The organism is Synechococcus sp. MIT S9503 (assembly GCF_047304175.1).
Lineage (GTDB): Bacteria > Cyanobacteriota > Cyanobacteriia > PCC-6307 > Cyanobiaceae > Synechococcus_C.
The window spans coordinates 334,207-353,655 of the sequence record NZ_CP138955.1 but is presented as its reverse complement, the minus strand read 5'-3'; the positions used below and the strand labels follow the sequence as shown (position 1 = coordinate 353,655).

Here is a 19,449-nt window from a genome sequence, read left to right as displayed (position 1 = left end):
GAGTTCAGAGCGTAGGCCTGGCTTCCAGAAGGGCAGCATCTCTCTGAGGGTGCAGAGCCGGCTGTGACGAACCTGCCACCAGACGATTCAAGGCATTGACGAATGCCTGCGCCGCAGCCACCACCACGTCCGTATCGGCGGAGTGACCGGAATACAGCTCACCGTCGCGTCGCAGCCGGATGGTCACTTCCCCGATGGCATCAATCCCCTCGGTCACGGATTTGACCGAGAACTCGACGAGTTCGTTGGGTTCCCCGGCGAGCGCATTGAGCGCCTGACAGACAGCATCGACAGGACCTGTCCCGATGGAGGCCGTGGTCTGCTCCCTGCCGTCCTCATCGGCCAGTGTCACCGTCGCTGTGGGACTGAGACTGCTGCCGCAACTCACCTGAACCAGCTTGAGCTGATATCGGGCCTCCGGCTGCTGAACCTGCTCGCTGACAATCGCTTCCAGGTCGCGATCGGTGATTTCACGCTTGCGATCGGCAAGATCCTTGAAACGGGCGAAGGCATCATCAAGATCTTCACGACTGAGGTCGTAGCCAAGCTCTTCCAGCCGCGCGCGCACCGCACTGCGTCCACTGAGCTTGCCCAGGGAAATTCGGTTGTCGCTGAGTCCAACCGTGCGGGCATCGACAATTTCGTAAGTGAGCCGGTTCTTGAGCACACCGTCCTGATGGATCCCCGATTCATGGGCGAAAGCATTTGCGCCGACAATGGCCTTGTTGGGCTGGACCACCATCCCGGTGAGATTGGAAACGAGTCGCGATGTCTTGGTGATCTCCTCAGTGCGCACCGCAGTGAGAGGAGTCGGTGAATCCGCATCGCGACCGAAGAAGGGATTGAAGTAGCGGCGACGCACATGAAGCGCCATCACCAGCTCCTCAAGAGCAGCGTTTCCTGCACGCTCACCAATGCCGTTGATCGTGCACTCGAGCTGTCGGGCACCGTTCTTCACAGCTTCCAGGAAGTTGGCAACGGCCAGGCCCAGATCGTTGTGCCCATGAACGGACAACACGGCATCGCCGATGTTCGGGACATGACGATCAATGCCGGCGATCAGCTCACCGAATTCAATCGGTGTGGTGTAACCGACCGTGTCGGGGATATTGATAGTTGTGGCACCGGCCGAAATCGCCGCCTCGATCACCTCATACAGAAATTCAGGGTCACTTCTGCCTGCGTCTTCGCAGGAAAACTCAATGTCATCGACCAGAGATCGGGCGTACGCCACCATGTCGGGAACGATGGCAAGCACCTCCTTGCGGCTCTTGCGCAACTTGTGTTCGAGATGGATGTCGCTGGTAGCGATGAAGGTGTGAATCCGTTTTCGCGGTGCAGGAGCCACCGCTTCGGCACAGGCCTTGATGTCTCCTCTGGAAGCCCTTGACAGTCCGCAGATCACCGGCCCATGTTCGCCACCGACCTGCTGGGCGATCCGCTGAACGGCAGCGAAGTCTCCAGGACTGGCGAAGGGAAATCCCGCCTCGATCACATCCACGCCCAGACGGGCCAGCTGCTGGGCGATTGCCAGCTTCTCCTCGAGGTTGAGACTTGCTCCCGGAGACTGCTCACCATCCCTCAGGGTGGTATCGAAGATCAGAACGCGGCCTGGGTCGTGGGCCATGGCAGAAGCCTCGCCGGGATTTAGTCGGAATGACTATGAGTAAGACCACTCTAAGCGAGTAGGCCAGTCCAGATCCTGAAAGTCCTGTCCTGAATGCCGGTACATTCACACGGTGGATGGGACGAAAAAGTGGCCAACGGGGCACTGGCTCTTGTTCTTCACGCCCATCTGCCCTACGTCCGTGGAGCGGAAGCCCACTCCCTTGAAGAGGACTGGTTCTTCCAGGCACTGATCGAGTGCTACCTCCCTCTCCTGGAGACACTCGAACGAGCTGCTGCCGATTCATCCCAGGCACCGGAACTCACCATGGGGTTATCCCCCACCCTGCTTTCGCTGCTGGCAGATCACACGCTGAGGAAGCGCTTCCCGGTCTGGATCGAAGCACGACTCGAGCTGCTAAGACTTGCCCCGGCTGATCGCCGCGCTGCCGCAGACCATCTGGCCAGCAGTTTCCAGCGCCATCTGAATGCCTGGAATCTCTGTGATGGCGACCTGATCACCCGATTTTCAGAACTGCAGCGCCAGGGAGTGCTCGATCTACTCACCTGCGGAGCGACCCACGGCTACCTGCCATTGCTGCGTGAACATCCCGAAGCGGTGCGTGCACAGCTGCGGACGGCCGTCAGGGAACATCACAGACTGCTGGGAGAACGCCCTCTTGGCATCTGGCTTCCCGAATGTGCTTACTACGAGGGACTTGATCGCTGGATGCGCGATGCAGGACTGCGCTACGCCGTCCTTGACGGCCACGGACTTCTGCATGCCGAACCGCGCCCCCGCTACGGGGTCTATGCACCGATCGTGAGCCGTCAGGGGGTGGCCTTCTTCGGGCGTGACAGTGATGCCACCCTGCCGGTGTGGTCTGCGAAGGATGGCTATCCGGGTGATCCCTGGTACCGCGAATTCCACAGGGATCTGGGCTGGGATCTGCCCCCGGAGCAGATCGAGGCCGAGGGACTGCCGGCAAAGCGTCCGCTTGGGCTGAAACTGCATCGGGTCAGTGACCCTGGAGGCGGATTGGATGGCAAGCAGCCCTACCAGCCGGAACGGGCCATCGAACGCACCCGTGATCATGCCCGGAACTTCCTCGAAGGCCGACGCCGGCAACTCGACCGCCTGGGTAACGGCATGGCCATCGAGCCCCTGCTGGTGGCCCCTTTTGATGCGGAGCTCTTCGGCCACTGGTGGTTCGAAGGTCCTGGCTTTCTCGCCGAACTGTTCCGACAGGCACCGGAACAGAACATCCGTTTCACAAGCCTGCGTGGCGTGCTGAACGAACAACCGAATCTGCAGATCTGCGAGCCCTGTCCTTCCAGCTGGGGCAGGGGAGGTTTTCACGACTACTGGCTCAACGAAACCAATGCCTGGATCATTCCCGAGTGGAGCAGGGCTGGTCAGGCCATGATCGAACGCTGCAGCCGCGGCGTGGGCAGCGAAAGCGATCTTCGTCTGCTGCATCAGGCCGGAAGGGAACTGCTGCTGGCGCAGTCCTCGGACTGGAGTTTCATTCTCAGGGCTGGCACCACGACGGAACTGGCCAGGGAGCGCATCGATCGCCACCTCGAGCGCTTCTGGCGATTGATCGCCGCGATCGAACGACGGGAGACGCTGCCGGAAGGCTGGCTGGAAGAGCTGGAGGAGGAGGATGCACTTTTCCCATTGATTCAGCCGGCTGACTGGAGCCGACTCAGTTCCTGAACATGCCAGCGATTGTCTCCAAAACCCCCAATAAAAAAACCTCCCCCGGTCTGGTAGAAGTTTGAAATCAAATCCGATTGGGTCAGATCCGAGAACCAATCAGAACTGGAAGGTCACACCGCCGCTCGCGCGCCAGTTCGTTCCCCTATTGCCGCCCCACAACTCTGCGCCACCTCTGAGGTAGCCCTTCACTGTTGTTCCCTCGATCTTGGCCACGTTGTAATCAATCCCAGCCTCAATCAACGCGCCATTCACATCTTCCTGGTTAGATCCAACGGAATAGGTCTTATTGCTGAAATCAAACCCAATTGTTTGATCCTCATTGCCCTGGTTCCAATCCCCAAGCCAGGCCAGCTTCACGCTGGGGGTAAACAACCCCGTATCACCGGTCTTGATCGGCCAGGCAAACTTCACGCCGAGTGCCGTCTGCAGATAGTTGGTGTTGCGGCTCTTGTAGTTCAAGCCCAACCGATCATCATCCGCTGATTCAGAGAAACGGTTCTCGTTGTTGCCAGACCAGGTCGCGGTGAACTGAGGCTCGATATACGTGCTGCCGCTCTGGAACGGTGCTCCCACTCGCAATGCACCCACCATCGTGTTGGCGCTCTTCTCTCCTTTGGCTGTCTCAGCATCAAACAGCGTTCCGTAGCCCTCGATGTTGCGGCGTTGCTCGCCGCTGAATCCAGTCGCTCCCAGCAGACCCTGCACATAAAAGTTGTTGGTCCAGTAATCGGCTGTGACACCACCGCCCCAGCCATCGGCATTCCAGCCACCGCCGAGATCCTGCACGCCATTGCGCTGCGACAGGTTGATGTTGCCGTAGTTCGCATAGGCGCCCAGTTGGAACGACTCACTCAGTGAGACATCAACGCCAAGAATTCCGCCACCAGCTGAAATGCCATAGATGTTATAGATCGTCTCTGATTCGCCATTGCTGTCAGCGGAGCGGCCACCGAAACCACGGAACCAACCACGCACGCCATCGCGATCGGCATATTCAGCCGTCAGTGAACCATCTTCTAAATACGTCTTGCCATCGATCTCAACCAGCAGTTCATCACCAGTTAGCTCAACAGCGCCTTGAGCATCAGCTAGAACCAATGGGTGATTAGCAGTCTTCTGATCGAGATACTCATCAGCCTGCTGATCATTCAGCTCGCCGCTTTTGCTCCACAATCCACGCACCGGTTCTCCAGCAGGAACCACCTCAGGCTCAATATCAGGTGCAGGTTCAACAGCAACCTCAGGCTCTACCTCAGTGAACTGACGCATCGGTGTGCGCTCAAAGATCGTGTCCGCTAGCAAATTGTTGTAAGTCGACAGTGTCTGACCGGCACCATCAACATTGCGGGGAAGCAATCCGCGCTGAACAACATGAACAATTTCACCCTGCGTCCAAAGGTCAAAATCATTGGCGATTTCTTCCACAAAACCGTCATCTATGGAGATCGATCCTCCACTGCCTGGGAGGGCTTCGGAAACAATCTCTTCAGTTATAATATCAACCAGTGGATCTCCGCCGGAATTATCATTTGCGGGCCTATCAAGATCAACCTCACCCACAAAAACATTAATAGAGCCCTTTTCCAAAACAACCTCGCGAATTAGCTCTGCATCAACCGGCTTTCCGCTGGGTCCAAACGCAAGATAATTGAGATCTCCATCAGGCGTCGCATACAGCAGATATGTACTCTCAAAAAGTTCTTGGTATTGTTTTTCAGAAAGCTGAGTCTCTTCAAAATCAAAGACTTTAAAATTACCTTCATAAGCAGCACCATCGGCACCGCCCGGATTATAGAGATAGATATTTCCGCCATTGTAAGTAAACGTACCTGCCTCACTCACCTTAAGAGCACTTTGACGATCTGAGCGCATTAAAAGCACTAAACCATCGGAAACTTGCTCACGAAAAACACCATCTTCAATTTGAAACAAGTCACCTGGATCAACAGAAGTCTCATTCAAAGTGAGATTATCAACAAGCACCGTATTACTAGGATCAATTGCCCAAAGCTGACCTCCGTTAATAACAACATCACCCAGCGACGAGCCTGGCTTGATCGACTGAATAAAAGTGCGGCCACTCGCAACAGTCAAATCTGCATCGGAGATATCACTGAGCAGACCACCGTATGATGTAATCATCCCAGAAAGGGAGCCACCGCTGAGGCGGGAAGTCGCAGAAAGCATCTGCTCCAACGTCCCGCTACCTGCTCCACCATTGAGGGTGATTGAGTTAATAGCAGGGGATTGACTATTTAAATTGAGAACGGCACCGGCTTTAATCGAGACAGGAGAACTCTGTGGAATAGACTTTGGATTACCCAACTTAAGCTCGCCATTTTCAACCATTGTTGTGCCGGAGTAGAAGTTTGGCTTATTTAAAGTCCAAGAGCCCGAATTAAATTTTTTAATAAAAACATCAGCCCCTACGGCTTTAATTGAATAATCAAACACATTATCTTTTGTACCGCCAAAATCAACACTGCCCGAGGAACCTAGTGAGTATTCAATATCTCCAACGACCTCTGCGTCTTGAATTTTTACAAGCAGCTTGTGCTTAACTCCTGATGTCATGGCAATCGAAGTACCACCTTGTCCAACAAGACTGCCAACAAGACTGCTGCCTGGTTGCATTATAAATTTAACATCAACACCTCCCGATATAGCATCAAAATTAGATAACTTCAAAGCTGGTCCACGCTGGCTGATAACGGATGAATTACTACCAAGAGTAAGTTTCGCTTTATTGGTAAAGCCTTTTGCTGAACGAAATTGAATTGCTCCATTTGTTTCTAAAGGCGTGGAATTAATCGCCAGCCCTTTTTCTATTTTGATCTCAACCCTGCCAGCTTCCGCTCCTGCGATTGCACCTCCTTGAAATCCTCCTACAAACCAAAGAGCCGTATCAGCTGTTTTAATACTACTATTAATTGAAGTGTCAAATGGCGACAACTGTCCATTCGACTGAAAATCAGACCAATCGCGTCCCAACTCAACGAGCATTATCTGATTTTCAATGGTGGAATCATCAGAAGTGACTTCCACGCGATTAACGGGCTTGTCACCATCCGGATCACCAGCTGCACACCCCCCAGCTCCTTCGAAGATCAAATTGACAAAGCCCGTTTCTCCATCATTTTTTGTGATTGGATTCGGCGTGCATTTCTGCTCTTCAGCAGCTTCAACTTGAGCAGGAGCTGTAATCAAAAGAATCGCCAATGGCGAAAGCATTGACAAAAAGAGAAGCGCGCCTTTGCTTGAATTCATCTTCCAGAGATCTTTAGCTGGACTTTAATGACTTGAAATTCAAAAATCTCTTACGGTGATCCCAAAAGAGCAAGACTCAAGAGAATCAGAGAAATCCTGAAACAACTCCAATCTTTCAAACTATGTAGTGACTCCGAGGCCATTCGACAAGTTGTTCGATATAATTATCAGCACCAGTGTGCAAAAAAATTAGATCAGAGAAAAGCAGTTTTCACTTTTGAAATGTCCTCAATCATTTGAAGCTTCATTCAGCCAACAAGGTTTTTGCTGCTTTGCAGCCCCGAGCACCAGACCTCGCCTGAGTTCCCATGGGGACAGGGCAAACAGTCGCAACATCACGCCCATCAGGCGTGGCAGCGGCAGGGTGTTGGTCAGAAAGCCGAACCAGTCTTCTCTTGCCAGGGAGAAAAAAGTGGAGAAATGGGTCCGAAGCAGCCTTTCGTTGAATCCCATCAAACGACCGAGCCCGAATTGATAGAGCTGATGGCGCAGCACCAACTCAGTGGGCCAGAGCGCCTGCCAGCCTCGCCGGGCAAGATCGACTGATCCAAGCGACGGGTCGGCCAGAGCGGCCGCCAGAGCTTCAGCCAGCCCTGGAGCACGACGCAACAGCGAGCCCACCATGTAGCCCGATGCAGGATGCACCATGCTTGCTGCGCCACCGAAGGCCAGCACGGCTTGACTGCGGTCCGGCAGGGGAAGATTCATCGGGAACAGACAGAACTCCTCATGGAGGACTTCGCTGATCTGAACCCCACGATGATCGAGTCGCTGCTTCAGTCGCTGCTTGAGAACGTCATAAGCAACACCGGGCGCCAGGGCGAGCGATGTCTCCTCAACGAAGAACAGTCCATCGCCGAGATCCATCGCATACAGGAAGGTGGGCGGCTCGAGGCGTTGCAGATCACTGAGATGGTCACTGCGGTAGTCCATCAGCACGAATCGTCCGCTGCTGATCGGATCCTCTGAAAACCGACCCACAACGCCATAGGCAGCCTGCCCGGCCACCGCTCCTCGGTCCGGCCTACTGATGTGCGGGCTGTTGGCGCCGGTCGCATCAATCACAAGCCTGGCCTTGCGCACCTCACCTGAAGCACAGATCACTACGCTGTGATCGGCTTCGTTCTCGACCCGTTCGGCGGAGTCCCGATGCCAGAGGACTCCAGTTGCCCCATTCAGCCAGTGGTTCTGAAGGGCAGCACGGTCAAACAGCCCGTAATCGATGCCGTGTGCAGTCGGCTGGTCTTCCGCAGCGTCACCACCAGCACCGAAATAACTCACGGTGTCGCGCCAGCGATGCTCAAGCAGATGATCGAGAGCCACTGCCTCCAGTTCATTGGCCCAGATTCCATAGGTGTTGGGCCATGGAGCATCTACCGCTTCAGGGGCAATGCCCTCCACAGCAACGCCGCGCTTGTTGAGTTCCGACGCGATGCAGAGGGCGGCAGGACCACCCCCCAGCACCAGCACATCAGTGCAGTCGGTCAAGGTCAGCTGTCCGCCTGATCGGATTCAGAGGCAACATCCGCTTCAGAAGAAACAACGGCACTCTGTTGAGAATCGGCTTCGTTTGAAGCGTCGTCGAGCTCATGGGTGTCTGCTTCGGGGGGCACCAGCACCACCTTGAGCAATCGATCACCCTTGTCGAGCTTCTGAAGACGCACACCGGTTGCCGCGCGGGATTGCTGAGGGATGGCATCAGCACTGGTTCTGACGATCACTCCTTTTTCGCTGACCAGCAGCAACTCCTCTCCGGCTCCGAGCACGCTCAGCCCCACCAGCTGATCAGCGTCGGTGCGGAATTTCATGGCCCTCAGACCCATTCCAGCGCGCTTCTGCAGCCGGAACTGCGTTACTGGAACCCTCTTGCCAAGTCCCGCAGCAGAGGCCACCAGCACCCAGGGGCCCTCACTGGCAGCGGAGCCTTCATCCTCACCGTCATCGGAACTGGCCGCGATCTGATCCGCCAGCTCCACCGGCAGAACATCCATGCTCACCAGTTCGTCTCCAGCGCGCAGATTCATCGAACGGACACCGCGGGCTGTGCGGCCGAGGGGACGCAACTCATCGTCGCTGAGTCTGAAGTGGATTGTCATGCCGGCCTTGGAGCCGATGAGCACACTGTCGCCTGGCACTGCAAGCCGGACCCAGGTGAGTGCATCACCATCCTCAAGACCGATGGCGATCAGACCGTTGGAGCGGATGTTGCTGAACGCCGACAGACGGGTCCGCTTGATGAATCCGCCCTGGGTGAGCATCAGCAGATCGGCGTCGTCATTGAACTCCGACACAGCAAGCAGTGATGTGATCGCCTCCTCCCGGGGGATTGGCAGCAGCTGCACAACAGGTGTTCCCTTGGCGGTTCGACTGCACTGAGGAACCCTGTAGGCCGGCAGTGCATAGGAGACACCTCGGTCGCTGAACAACAAGAGGGTGTCGTGGTCATTGCAGCCGATGAACAGCTTCACCGCATCCTCACCCTGGCTTCTGGTGCCGGCCTTGCCGCGGGTGCCCCGGCTGGTGGCCTCGAATTCACTGACCGGCATCCGCTTGAGATAGCCCGTTTCCGTGACCAGAACAACGGAACGCTCATTCGCGATCAGATCGATGTCCTCGAGCCCGCCCCCAAGGTCGAGAATCTCCGTGCGGCGTGGCACGGCATGTCGATCCCTCAGTTGATGGAGTTCGTCCTGGATCAGACCGAACACCCGCTCCCGCCGGCCGAGAATGTCCTTGTAATCGGCGATCTTGGCGACAAGATCTTCATGCTCCAGGCGAATTTTGTCGGCCTCAAGCGCTGTGAGCCGGCGCAACTGCATCTGCAGGATCGCGTCAGCCTGAACCTCGCTCAACCCATGCCGCTCCTGGAGCTGCTGACGAGCCGTTGCCGTGTCTGAAGCAGCTCTGATCAGAGCGATGATCGGATCGAGCTGGTCGAGCGCCAGCAGCAGGCCGAGGAGTATGTGGTCTCGTTCCTCGGCTTTGCGCAGCAGGTAGCGCGTACGGCGCTCGATTGTCTCGACCCTGAAGTCGAGGAACACCTCAAGCATCTTGCGCAGTGTGAGCAGGATCGGCTCACCATTCACAAGTGCCAGCATGTAAGCGCTGAAGTTGCTCTGCAAAGGCGTGAGCTTGTAGAGGTTGTTCAGCACCACCTGCGGGTAGGCATCACGGCGAAGCTCCACAACGATGCGCATACCGTCGCGATCGCTTTCATCGCGGATATCTGAAATTCCCTCCAGTTTTTTGTCATTGACCATCTCGGCGATGCGCTCGATCAGCGCCGCCTTGTTGGTCTGATAGGGGAGTTCAGTGATGATCACCGCGTCACGGTCGGGACGACCGGGGACCTCGATGGTTTCGATGCCGGCAACACCGCGCATGGTCACGGAACCGCGGCCGCTGAGATAGGTCTCCCTGATTCCTGTGCGCCCGAGAATCTGCCCTCCTGTCGGGAAGTCGGGACCTGGGATCAGGGCGATGAGTTCCTGATCCCCGATCTCAGGGTTCTCGATGAGGGCGAGAAGACCAGCGATCAGCTCTCCGAGGTTGTGAGGAGGGATGTTGGTCGCCATCCCCACAGCGATACCGGCTGATCCGTTCAGCAGCAGCTGAGGAATCCGGGAAGGGAGAACCGTGGGCTCCTGCTGGGAGCCGTCGAAATTGTCGATGAAATCGACGGTCTCCGACTCGATGTCTTCGAGCAGGCTGTCGGTGGTGAGTGCCTGCAGCCGCGATTCCGTGTATCGCATCGCTGCCGGTGGATCATTGTCAACCGAGCCGAAGTTGCCGTGTCCGTCGATGAGGGGCATCGACATGGAGAAGCTCTGGGCCATCCGCACAAGAGCGTCGTAGACCGCCGTGTCTCCATGGGGGTGGTATTTGCCAAGCACCTCACCCACCACACGTGCGCATTTGCGGTAAGGACGGTCGCTGGTGAGGCCCAGCTCATACATCGCGTAGAGAATCCTTCGATGCACAGGTTTGAGACCGTCACGGGCATCGGGCAGAGCCCTGCCGACGATCACACTCATCGCGTACTCGAGATACGAGCGCGACATCTCGTTTCGAAGGTCCGTCTGGATGATCCGATCGTCGGAATCGCCGGGACCGCCGCTACCGGGCCCCACTGAATCCGCCATACAAGACCTGTAGATCGCCAGCCAGTTTATCGCGGATGCGCGACCGGATGACACGGGGCGCGTCACCTTTTGCTGTCTGTGTGGGATCAATCACGGATCAGGCCCTTACGCTTTGGCGTCGCCACTTGGACTGAAACTGATGTCGTCCGACAAGCCCTCTGAAAAGCAGGCCCCTGCCGAATCCATCAATTCGGATCTTCCTGATCAGAGCGACAGCTCAGTCGTCGAAGCAGACCTGATTCAGAACACAGCCGCGCCTGAGTCCGCACCGATCAGTTCTGAGATCACACAGCCCCCAGTGGCCGAGGCAACAGCCACCCCTCCCACCGCTGTTCCCGCTTCACCCTCGATCGCGGAACGCGTCAGCGTTCCGGCCAGGGTTCCAGCTGACAGCAGTTCCGAGGAAGGCGGGGAATGGGACCTGCTCTCAAATCGCATCAAACAGTTCTTTGAGGCGAACAACCTTCAGGATCAGTGGCAGAGCCTTCGCCAGCCATTGTTCCTGCTCGGAGGACTGATTGCCCTGATCCTGACGTTGCGCATCTATGGAGGAATCCTCGACGCGATCGCCACAGTTCCACTTGCTCCGCGCCTGTTTCAGCTGGTCGGCACGTTCTATGCCGGCTGGTTTGCAGCCACACGACTCGTACGCGCCGAGGAACGCAAGAGGATTTCGGCAAACGTGCAGGACCTCTGGAGCAGCCTGCGGGGAAGCTCAAAGCCCTGAGCGGCAACACTGCAAAGCATGAAGCACCGATTGGTAGCTTGATCCAACTCTGTTGACTTGTGCGGTGGACATTCAGCTCGGACGCTCAAAGGTTGTACGCCGGGCCTATGGCATTGACGAAATCGCCCTGGTGCCCGGTGGCAGAACCGTGGATCCGGAGGTGACCGACACTCGCTGGTCCATCGGAGGGATTGAACGAGAGATTCCCATTATCGCCAGCGCCATGGATGGCGTTGTCGATGTGGGAATGGCTGTCAATCTCTCGAGGCTGGGAGCGCTCGGAGTCATCAATCTGGAAGGGGTTCAGACCCGTTACGAAGACCCCAACAGCGTTCTCGATCGCATCGCATCCGTTGGCAAGGATGAATTTGTTCCGCTGATGCAGGAGATCTACAGCCGACCGGTTCAGGAATCTCTGATCCGCAAACGCATTCAGGATGTCAAGGCCCAGGGCGGTATTGCTGCTGTGAGCGGCACGCCAGTTGCGGCCCTTCGCTTCGGCAAGGCGATTGCAGAGGCAGGTGCCGATCTGTTCTTTGTTCAGGCCACGGTGGTGTCGACTAACCACGTCGGACCAGAGGGGCAGGAAACGCTTGATCTGGAGGCTCTCTGCCATGACATGGGTGTTCCGGTAGTGATCGGCAACTGTGTGACGTATGACGTTGCTCTGCAGCTGATGCGCGCAGGAGCCGCGGGAGTGATGGTGGGCATCGGCCCTGGGGCCGCCTGCACCTCCAGAGGAGTTCTTGGCGTTGGGATCCCGCAGGCCACAGCGGTCGCTGACTGCGCCGCTGCGCGAGATGACTTTTACAGGGAAACCAACCGATACGTTCCAATCGTCGCCGACGGCGGCATTGTGACGGGCGGAGACATCTGTAAATGCATTGCATGTGGTGCGGATGCAGTGATGATCGGCTCACCGATTGCCCGCGCTGAGGAGGCTCCAGGACGCGGTTTCCACTGGGGAATGGCCACGCCAAGTCCGGTTCTGCCTCGCGGCACCAGGATCAATGTCGGAAGCACCGGAAGCCTTGAGCGCATCCTGCGCGGACCGGCCAGGCTCGATGATGGAACCCATAATCTCCTGGGGTGTCTGAAAACCTCGATGGGGACCCTCGGGGCCCGCAACCTCAAGGAGATGCAGCAGGTGGAGGTGGTGGTTGCTCCATCACTGCTCACGGAAGGCAAGGTGTATCAGAAAGCCCAGCACCTGGGCATGGGCAAATGAGCCAGAACCACACTCACAAACGCGTATGACTTTTCCGAGACGCAGGTAAAATCAAGGTGTGCGGGCTCAGGCCCACACACTCCTCACACCCCCTGGCCCGACGCGTTCGGGCTTTCTGTTTTCAGATCATCCATCACAGTTCAGGCGCAGACACGGGTGATTGAGCAGCAACCTCAGAAACGGTTGCTAAATTTCGCCCAATTCGACAGATCCTGAATGTCCAGCGCTGCCGCTGTCACCGACGCCTCCTTCGAGCAGGACGTCCTTCAGAGCGACGTACCCGTGCTGGTCGATTTCTGGGCTCCCTGGTGCGGCCCCTGTCGCATGGTGGCTCCGATTGTTGACGAAATCGCCAAGGAATTCGAAGGCAAGATCAAGGTGTTCAAGTTGAATACCGATGAGAATCCAAACGTCGCCAGTCAGTTCGGGATCCGAAGCATTCCAACCTTGATGGTCTTCAAAGGCGGCCAGAAAGTTGACACCGTGGTTGGAGCAGTGCCCAAAGCGACACTCTCGGGCACGATCGCGAAATATCTCTGAGTCAACCGCTGACCTCGTCTGCTGAGCGAAATCCAGACGCCACTGCGCAGCCGGTCCCGAAGATCGGCTTGATCGACTACGGCATGGGCAATCTCCATTCAGTTCGGAGAAGTTTTGCCCGGCTCGGGCGGCATTTGGTCGATGTGCACGACCCTCAGGATCTGGACCGATGCGATGCCTTGATCCTGCCTGGGGTGGGCTCCTTTGACCCGGCAATGGAGAAGCTGCGTTCATCGGGGCTCGTGCAGCCTCTGCGCAACTGGCATCACAACGAACGCCCACTGCTGGGAATCTGCCTGGGTCTTCAGCTGCTGTTCGAGAGCAGTGAGGAAGGCAATGCTGACGGGCTTGGACTCTTCAAGGGACATGTTCAGCGCCTGCCCGAAGACCAGTGCGAACGGATCCCCCACATGGGCTGGGGGCAGCTGAAGCCTCAACAGGCTTGTCCGCTCCTTCCCGATGGCGAAACACAACCCTGGGTTTATTTCGTTCACTCCTACGCTGCAGTCCCCCGCCAGGAATCAGACCTGGCAGCAACCGTGGCCTTCGGGCAGGAAGAAGCCACAGCAATGGTCTGGAGCAAGCGCACAGGGGCCTGCCAGTTTCATCCTGAGAAATCAGCAAAGGCAGGCGCTCGGCTTCTGCGTCACTGGATCGCATGGCTTGCGTCAGGCGCACAGCTGCCGCAGTGAAAGGGGCGCAGCTTCGCTTGATTGGTGGTCGTCGCCTTCGCAGTCCTCAGGGACAGACCACCCGTCCGACCACCTCTCGGGTCAGGGAAGCCCTGATGAACATGCTGAGCGAAAACATCCCTGGCTGTCACTGGCTGGACCTCTGCAGCGGCAGCGGAGTGATGGGTTGTGAGGCATTGGAACGCGGAGCCGCCTGTGTCGTGGCCGTTGAAAGAGATCCGCGCACTGCCGAAATCTGCCGCGAGAACCTGGAACTCGTGGCTTCAAGCAATGCTCGTGAACGCTCTGTGAAGGTGATCAGAAAAGATCTGCTCAGCTGGCTCAAGCAAGGAAATCAAGACGACAATCAGAGCTTTTCGATCGTGTACTTCGATCCCCCTTATCAAGCGGATCTGTACCGTCCCGCTCTTGAGCTGCTCAGGGTCGGTGGATGGGTGCAGCCCAAGGGGCTGGTGATCTGCGAATACACAACTCAGAAACCCCTCAACGTGCCAGCAGGATGGATGGAGGTCGACCGGCGTCGCTACGGCAGCAGCAGCCTTCTTATTATCAGCCTCCCAGGGCGCTGCCGCGGCGATACTGATTCCACGCCGCAACAAACAAGCCAAGAAGTGTGACCGGAATCTGACCAAGAACGATGCCGCAAAGCAGTGGTTCGATCATGGCGTCGCGCCGAGTGGAAGGATTGACCACAATTGTTCCATGCATATGACGCAACTGTGACGACACCGTCATCAACTGCTGCAACGTCGGAACGACGCCGTGGTTTGGTGACGGCTCTGATCGCCATTGCTGTGATCACAGCAATGGCTCTCGCCAGCTGGCTTTACAGCAGCACACGCCTGGATCCCTACAGCAGGTCAGCGTTGGCATTGAACGGCGACGTGCAGCATGGAGGTCAGCTGTTCAGGATCAACTGTGCCGGCTGTCATGGCATTGCGGGACAGGGACTGGTGGGTCCAAGCCTTCAGGCGGTGAGCGATCGACGACCTGACCGGTCAATCATTCATCAGATCGTGAGTGGAGAGACGCCGCCGATGCCACGCTTTGAAATCGAACCGGAAGGAATGGCCGATCTGTTGAGTTATCTGCACACCCTGAACTGATGGCATTGTGAGCCTTGCTGTGGTGCTGGTGGAACCTGCCGGACCGCTCAATCTTGGAAGTGTTGCGCGTCTCTGCGCCAACTTCGGCGTCGATGATCTCCGGCTGGTTGCTCCGCGTTGTGATCCAGGTGACCCGGACGCTCAGCGCATGGCCGTGCACGGGGGACAGGTGCTGAACAGTGCCCGCCATTTCAGGACACTGTTCGAAGCCCTGGCGGATTGTCAGCGCGTCGTGGCCAGCTGCGGCCGGATTGAACATGGAGACATCCCTCTGCAGACGCCGGAACAGGTGATGCCCTGGGTGACACAGGGTCTTGAATCAGCGTCACAGGTTGCTCTGGTTTTCGGCAGGGAGGACCGGGGACTGAGCAATCAGGAACTGTTGCTCAGTCAGCGCGTTGTGAGACTCCACTCGGATGCTTCCTATCCATCTCTGAACCTTTCCCATGCAGTGGCAGTGCTGTTGCATGAGCTGGCGAGGGTTCGCCGGCATCCATCGGAATCGCTCAAAGAAGCTGTTCAGGGTGAGGAAGCCGCAGAGCCAACCCAGCTGATTGCTTGCCTTGATGACGCAGAGGATCTGCTGCTTGAGGCGGGTTTCCTGATGAAGCACACCGCCAGAGCGCGCATGGCCAAGGTCAAGGGGCTGCTTCAGCGATCACTGGTGCGACCCGACGAACTGGCCCTGTTGCGGGGCATGGTTCGGCAACTTCGTTGGGCGATTCGTTGCCAACGCCCGTAATCTCTGGCTTTCTTGCGCAGTTCCTTGGCCTCCAGTCGATCCAGACGCCAGAGCCCTGGCTGGGGCCGTCCCCTGCGGCTGATGCTGAGGCTTGTTCTGATGGGCGTCGGTCTTGGCGTGATCACAGGATCACTGCTCAAGCTGGCTGGCCCTGCAGTTCAGCAAGGGGATCTCGTTCTGCCTGCCTGGCTGCCGCTGTCTGAGAACGACCAGAAGGGGGAGAACAAGCAAGCGAAAAACAGCGCTATCACGGAACCCAATCGCACCGAATCTCTGGGTCGCTTCGAAACCCGTAATGAGCTCAAACCACTGAGTGAGCGATGGAAAGCACTGGCTGCTGAACAACCCGACCTGAGGGTGAGTGCCTTCATGCTCGTTCTCGACGATGGTCGCTACGCAGAGCTGCAGCCAGACACGGCACTCCCAGCCGCCAGCTCGATCAAAACGCCGATTCTGCTCGCCACACTTGAAGAGCTAGACGCCGGACGCCTGAGCTGGAATGAACCGCTCAGACTCACCAAGACCGTGGTTGGTGGTGGCGCCGGATGGATGGCATCCAAACCGATCGGCACCCGTTTCCCGACGCATGAGGTTGCCACTGAAATGATTCGAGTGAGCGACAACACCGCCACCAATCTTCTGATCGAGCGCCTGGGTGGCAAGGAGAGACTGAACGCCCGCTTCAATGCCCTGGGACTGAGCGCAACGCAGGTGAATGACTGGCTGCCTGACCTCAAGGGCACCAACAGCACCAGCGCCAGAGATCTGGCTCGCTCGATTGCGCTGGTTGACACCGGGGAGGCGCTCTCGATCCGCAGCCGCGATCTCTTCAGGGAGGTGATGGGGACCTCGATCACCAACACTCTTCTGCCGCGGGGACTGCTGCGTGGCCTCGGGGGACGGCAGGGTGAACCCGATGACAGCCTGATGGTGAAGGGCTACAGGGTGCTCAACAAAACAGGAGACATCGGCATCGCCTATGCCGACGCGGGCTTGATTGAACTACCCGACGGCAGTCGTGCCGTCGCCGCCTTTCTGGTGAAGGGACCGTTCAACGATCCCCGCTCAACGGAGTTGATCCGCAAGCTCGCAGCCGCAATGGCGCCGGTTCTCAAACCAAAACCCGCCGTGGCCCGTTCCACATCAGACGCAGCCAGCATCGGACCATGAAACGTTTTCACCGCCTGCGCGCCCTGACAAGCCTGTCCATCGCAGCGACATCGATGGCAGCGCTGATGGCTCCTCCAGAATTCGCTGCGAGAGCAAAACCCGCTGAACAGTCCATCAGCCGCAACAGTCAGGTGCGTTCGCTTCCTGGCCGGCTGGACAACGTGTTGATGCTGAATGACAACAACCCGGAACTGATCACCGGAGAAGGAATCCTGGTGTCGACCTTTCCGAGTGATCCAGGTTTGAATGTCGCACTGGACGGCCGCTTTGATCTGTTCAGCCATCACGTTTACGCCGGTCAGCCCGATCAGCTCGACTCCACGCTCTGGCTCGCCGTTGTGGCACAGCCTGCTGGGGAAGCCCCCGTCACGCTGACACTCCTCGAAGGCAGCACCTCGTTGTCACAGGCCACAAGCAAAGACCAGACCGCCGCCCCCTTCCTGCCCTTGCCGGCCTTGATGGCTGAATCAGGCACAGCCATCGCCTCCGGCCCCGGAAGCAGAGTTGCTGGTGATCTGCTGCGCGGCGACACGGCAACGGAACTGCCGCAGGAATGGCGGATCGAGCCTGGATCGGTGACACCTCTGGTTGTGCTGCCGATCCCTGTGGCGGGTCTGGATCCTCTTCTCAACGGGCGCAACCTGCAGCTGCGACTGCAGAGCTCGGGCCCGGTTCATGTGGCCACACTGGCTGCCCTTGGGGTCGGCGAGAAACAACCTGGGGCCGAGAAGTGGACAAAGCTGCTGAGTTCCGGACGACAGAGCCCCAAGGAACATCAACCAACACCACGCGGTGCTCGCGGCAGGATGATCTACTCACGTGTGAGTGGTGTTCAGATCGGCAGCACCTGGAGGGCAACGCTGACCGACCCAGGAGCCAGCCACCTGAACGTTGACGATGCTCCGATCGCCTGGCCGATCAGCAGCCTTGAACGGGGTGACCTGCAAACAGGGCAAGTTCAGACTGCCGAACTGAAGACCTTTGATTCAGGAACAGCCTGGGCCGCCCATGGGAACTACGGAGTTGAGTACGACCTCACCATTCCCCTGCGCAATGAAGGATCTCAGCAGCGAACACTGGCAATCAGCCTGGAATCCCCAGACAAGAATGGAAGCGGAAACGGGACACTGTTGTTCAGCAGCGGCAACAGCGGTCCGGTGATGTTCCGCGGACCGATCGAGGTGACGGGGCTGGATGGAGAGCAGGGCCGTCCCAGTGGCCGGCGTCGCTTTCACCTGGTGTTGCGACGGGGCCAGGAGGGCCCTGAACTGGGCCGCATCACACTCGCCCCTGGGCAACAACGTTCACTGCGAATACGCCTGGTGTACCCCGCCGATGCCACGCCGCCCCAGGTTCTGTCCCTCCTGCCTGTGAAACAATCCAAGGCAGCATCAGTCGTTCGTCCGTGAGTTCACCGCGCAAGCGCAGAGTTTTTCCCTTCACGGCCGTGATCGGCCAGGAGGAAATGAAGCTTGCTCTGCTGCTCAACGTGATCGATCCCCGCATCGGCGGCGTGATGATCATGGGCGACAGGGGCACTGGGAAATCGACCACGATCAGAGCACTGGCTGACCTGCTTCCTGGCATCGAGGTTGTTGCCGGAGATCCCTACAACAGCTCACCGAACGATCCTGATCTGCAGAGCAGCGACGTGCGCCAGCGGCTCGAACATGGAGAAGCCCTCGCGACAGAGGAACGTCAGGTGCCGATGGTGGATCTTCCGCTCGGTGCCACCGAAGACCGTCTGTGCGGAACCATCGATATCGAGAAAGCCCTGAGCGAAGGCGTGCGGGCATTCGAGCCCGGCTTGCTCGCCAAGGCCAATCGCGGTCTGCTTTACGTCGATGAAGTGAATCTGCTGGATGATCATCTGGTCGACGTTCTTCTGGATTCCGCCGCTTCGGGATGGAACACTGTGGAGCGTGAGGGTGTCTCCGTGCGACACCCGGCCCGTTTCGTGCTGATTGGTTCCGGAAATCCAGAGGAAGGCGAACTGCGCCCTCAGCTGCTCGACCGCTTCGGCATGAGTGTGGAGGTGCGAACCGTGAGAGATCCCGAGCTGCGCGTGCAGGTGGTGGATCAGCGCACGGCCTTCGACACAGATCCCGACACATTCAGCGCCTCTGTGGAATCCGGCCAGAAGGCGCTTCAGGACCGTGTGGTGGAAGCCCAGCAACGGCTTGACAACGTGGAGATCGACGACGACCTGAGACTGCGAATCTCGGCGGTGTGCGGCGAACTTGATGTCGACGGTCTCAGGGGTGACATCGTCACGAACAGGGCTGCACGAGCACTGGCGGCATTCGAAGGCCGCACCGAAGTCACGGAAGAGGATGTGGCACGCGTGGCATCCTGCTGCCTGCGGCACCGTCTGCGCAAGGACCCGCTGGAGCAGATCGATTCCGGGGATCGTGTGGTGAAGGTGTTCTGCAAGGTGTTCGAGCGCAGCGAAAGCAGCGACAGGGCCGAATTTGAACTGGCTCTGGCCGCCTGATGGGATCACTGAC

At 57.8% G+C, this 19,449-nt stretch carries 15 protein-coding genes and 1 pseudogene; 11 read left to right on the top strand and 5 right to left on the bottom strand.

The window, feature by feature from the left end; translation table 11 throughout:
• Window positions 1-4: 4 nt before the first annotated feature.
• The gene (locus SIB56_RS01915; protein ID WP_413324924.1) at window positions 5-1,627 is read right to left on the bottom strand and encodes a 2-isopropylmalate synthase; all 1,623 of its coding nucleotides are present in this window, start codon (window positions 1,625-1,627) and stop codon (window positions 5-7) included.
• A gap of 93 nt (window positions 1,628-1,720) precedes the next feature.
• Between SIB56_RS01915 and SIB56_RS01910 the strand changes: the two genes are divergently transcribed.
• Entirely contained in the window at window positions 1,721-3,325 is a 1,605-nt protein-coding gene (locus SIB56_RS01910) for a glycoside hydrolase family 57 protein (protein ID WP_413324923.1), read from the top strand.
• Between the two features lie 99 nt (window positions 3,326-3,424).
• Here the strand turns inward: SIB56_RS01910 and SIB56_RS01905 are convergent, their stop codons facing one another.
• The 3 genes from SIB56_RS01905 to gyrA form a co-directional block, all read right to left on the bottom strand.
• Complete coding sequence (locus tag SIB56_RS01905; RefSeq protein WP_413324922.1) at window positions 3,425-6,595, bottom strand: autotransporter outer membrane beta-barrel domain-containing protein; 3,171 nt, start codon at window positions 6,593-6,595, stop codon at window positions 3,425-3,427.
• Window positions 6,596-6,823: 228 nt separating this feature from the next.
• Complete coding sequence (gene crtL, locus SIB56_RS01900; protein WP_413324921.1) at window positions 6,824-8,083, bottom strand: lycopene beta cyclase; 1,260 nt, start codon at window positions 8,081-8,083, stop codon at window positions 6,824-6,826.
• 2 nt (window positions 8,084-8,085) lie between these two features.
• Window positions 8,086-10,737 (bottom strand): DNA gyrase subunit A, encoded by a 2,652-nt coding sequence (gyrA, locus tag SIB56_RS01895; RefSeq protein WP_413324920.1) that lies wholly within the window; start codon window positions 10,735-10,737, stop codon window positions 8,086-8,088.
• Window positions 10,738-10,876: 139 nt separating this feature from the next.
• On the opposite strand from gyrA, the gene SIB56_RS01890 reads away from it, so the two are divergent.
• From SIB56_RS01890 to rsmD, 5 genes and pseudogenes are all read left to right on the top strand, one after another.
• Entirely contained in the window at window positions 10,877-11,464 is a 588-nt protein-coding gene (locus tag SIB56_RS01890) for a CAAD domain-containing protein (protein WP_413324919.1), read from the top strand.
• A gap of 64 nt (window positions 11,465-11,528) precedes the next feature.
• Window positions 11,529-12,692 carry a GuaB3 family IMP dehydrogenase-related protein gene (locus tag SIB56_RS01885; RefSeq protein ID WP_413324918.1) on the top strand — a complete coding sequence of 388 codons (1,164 nt, stop codon included), beginning with the start codon at window positions 11,529-11,531 and terminating at the stop codon, window positions 12,690-12,692.
• Window positions 12,693-12,908: 216 nt separating this feature from the next.
• On the top strand, window positions 12,909-13,232 hold the full coding sequence (trxA, locus tag SIB56_RS01880) for a thioredoxin (protein ID WP_066909933.1): 324 nt from the start codon (window positions 12,909-12,911) through the stop codon (window positions 13,230-13,232).
• Window positions 13,233-13,294: 62 nt separating this feature from the next.
• Window positions 13,295-13,924 (top strand): imidazole glycerol phosphate synthase subunit HisH, encoded by a 630-nt coding sequence (gene hisH, locus SIB56_RS01875; RefSeq protein ID WP_413327041.1) that lies wholly within the window; start codon window positions 13,295-13,297, stop codon window positions 13,922-13,924.
• Window positions 13,891-14,460 (top strand): annotated as a pseudogene (gene rsmD / locus SIB56_RS01870) (16S rRNA (guanine(966)-N(2))-methyltransferase RsmD); the annotation flags it as partial. The gene hisH and the pseudogene rsmD, both read left to right, overlap by 34 nt.
• Window positions 14,461-14,473: 13 nt before the next feature.
• Here the strand turns inward: rsmD and petG are convergent.
• A complete protein-coding gene (petG, locus tag SIB56_RS01865; protein WP_413327039.1) occupies window positions 14,474-14,587 on the bottom strand; it encodes a cytochrome b6-f complex subunit V in 114 nt (37 codons plus the stop codon).
• 56 nt (window positions 14,588-14,643) lie between these two features.
• On the opposite strand from petG, the gene SIB56_RS01860 reads away from it, so the two are divergent.
• From SIB56_RS01860 to bchI, 5 genes are read left to right on the top strand one after another with little or no spacing between them, the layout of a single operon-like run.
• Window positions 14,644-15,030 (top strand): c-type cytochrome, encoded by a 387-nt coding sequence (locus SIB56_RS01860; protein ID WP_413324917.1) that lies wholly within the window; start codon window positions 14,644-14,646, stop codon window positions 15,028-15,030.
• Window positions 15,031-15,037: 7 nt separating this feature from the next.
• Window positions 15,038-15,772 (top strand): RNA methyltransferase, encoded by a 735-nt coding sequence (locus SIB56_RS01855; protein ID WP_413324916.1) that lies wholly within the window; start codon window positions 15,038-15,040, stop codon window positions 15,770-15,772.
• A gap of 24 nt (window positions 15,773-15,796) precedes the next feature.
• On the top strand, window positions 15,797-16,942 hold the full coding sequence (locus SIB56_RS01850) for a serine hydrolase (protein ID WP_413327037.1): 1,146 nt from the start codon (window positions 15,797-15,799) through the stop codon (window positions 16,940-16,942).
• Window positions 16,939-18,351 carry a DUF3370 domain-containing protein gene (locus tag SIB56_RS01845; protein ID WP_413324915.1) on the top strand — a complete coding sequence of 471 codons (1,413 nt, stop codon included), beginning with the start codon at window positions 16,939-16,941 and terminating at the stop codon, window positions 18,349-18,351. Before SIB56_RS01850 ends, SIB56_RS01845 begins: the two co-directional genes overlap by 4 nt.
• Window positions 18,348-19,436: a magnesium chelatase ATPase subunit I gene (bchI, locus tag SIB56_RS01840; protein WP_413324914.1), complete on the top strand. Its 1,089-nt coding sequence runs from the start codon at window positions 18,348-18,350 to the stop codon at window positions 19,434-19,436. Before SIB56_RS01845 ends, bchI begins: the two co-directional genes overlap by 4 nt.
• Window positions 19,437-19,449: the final 13 nt, after the last annotated feature.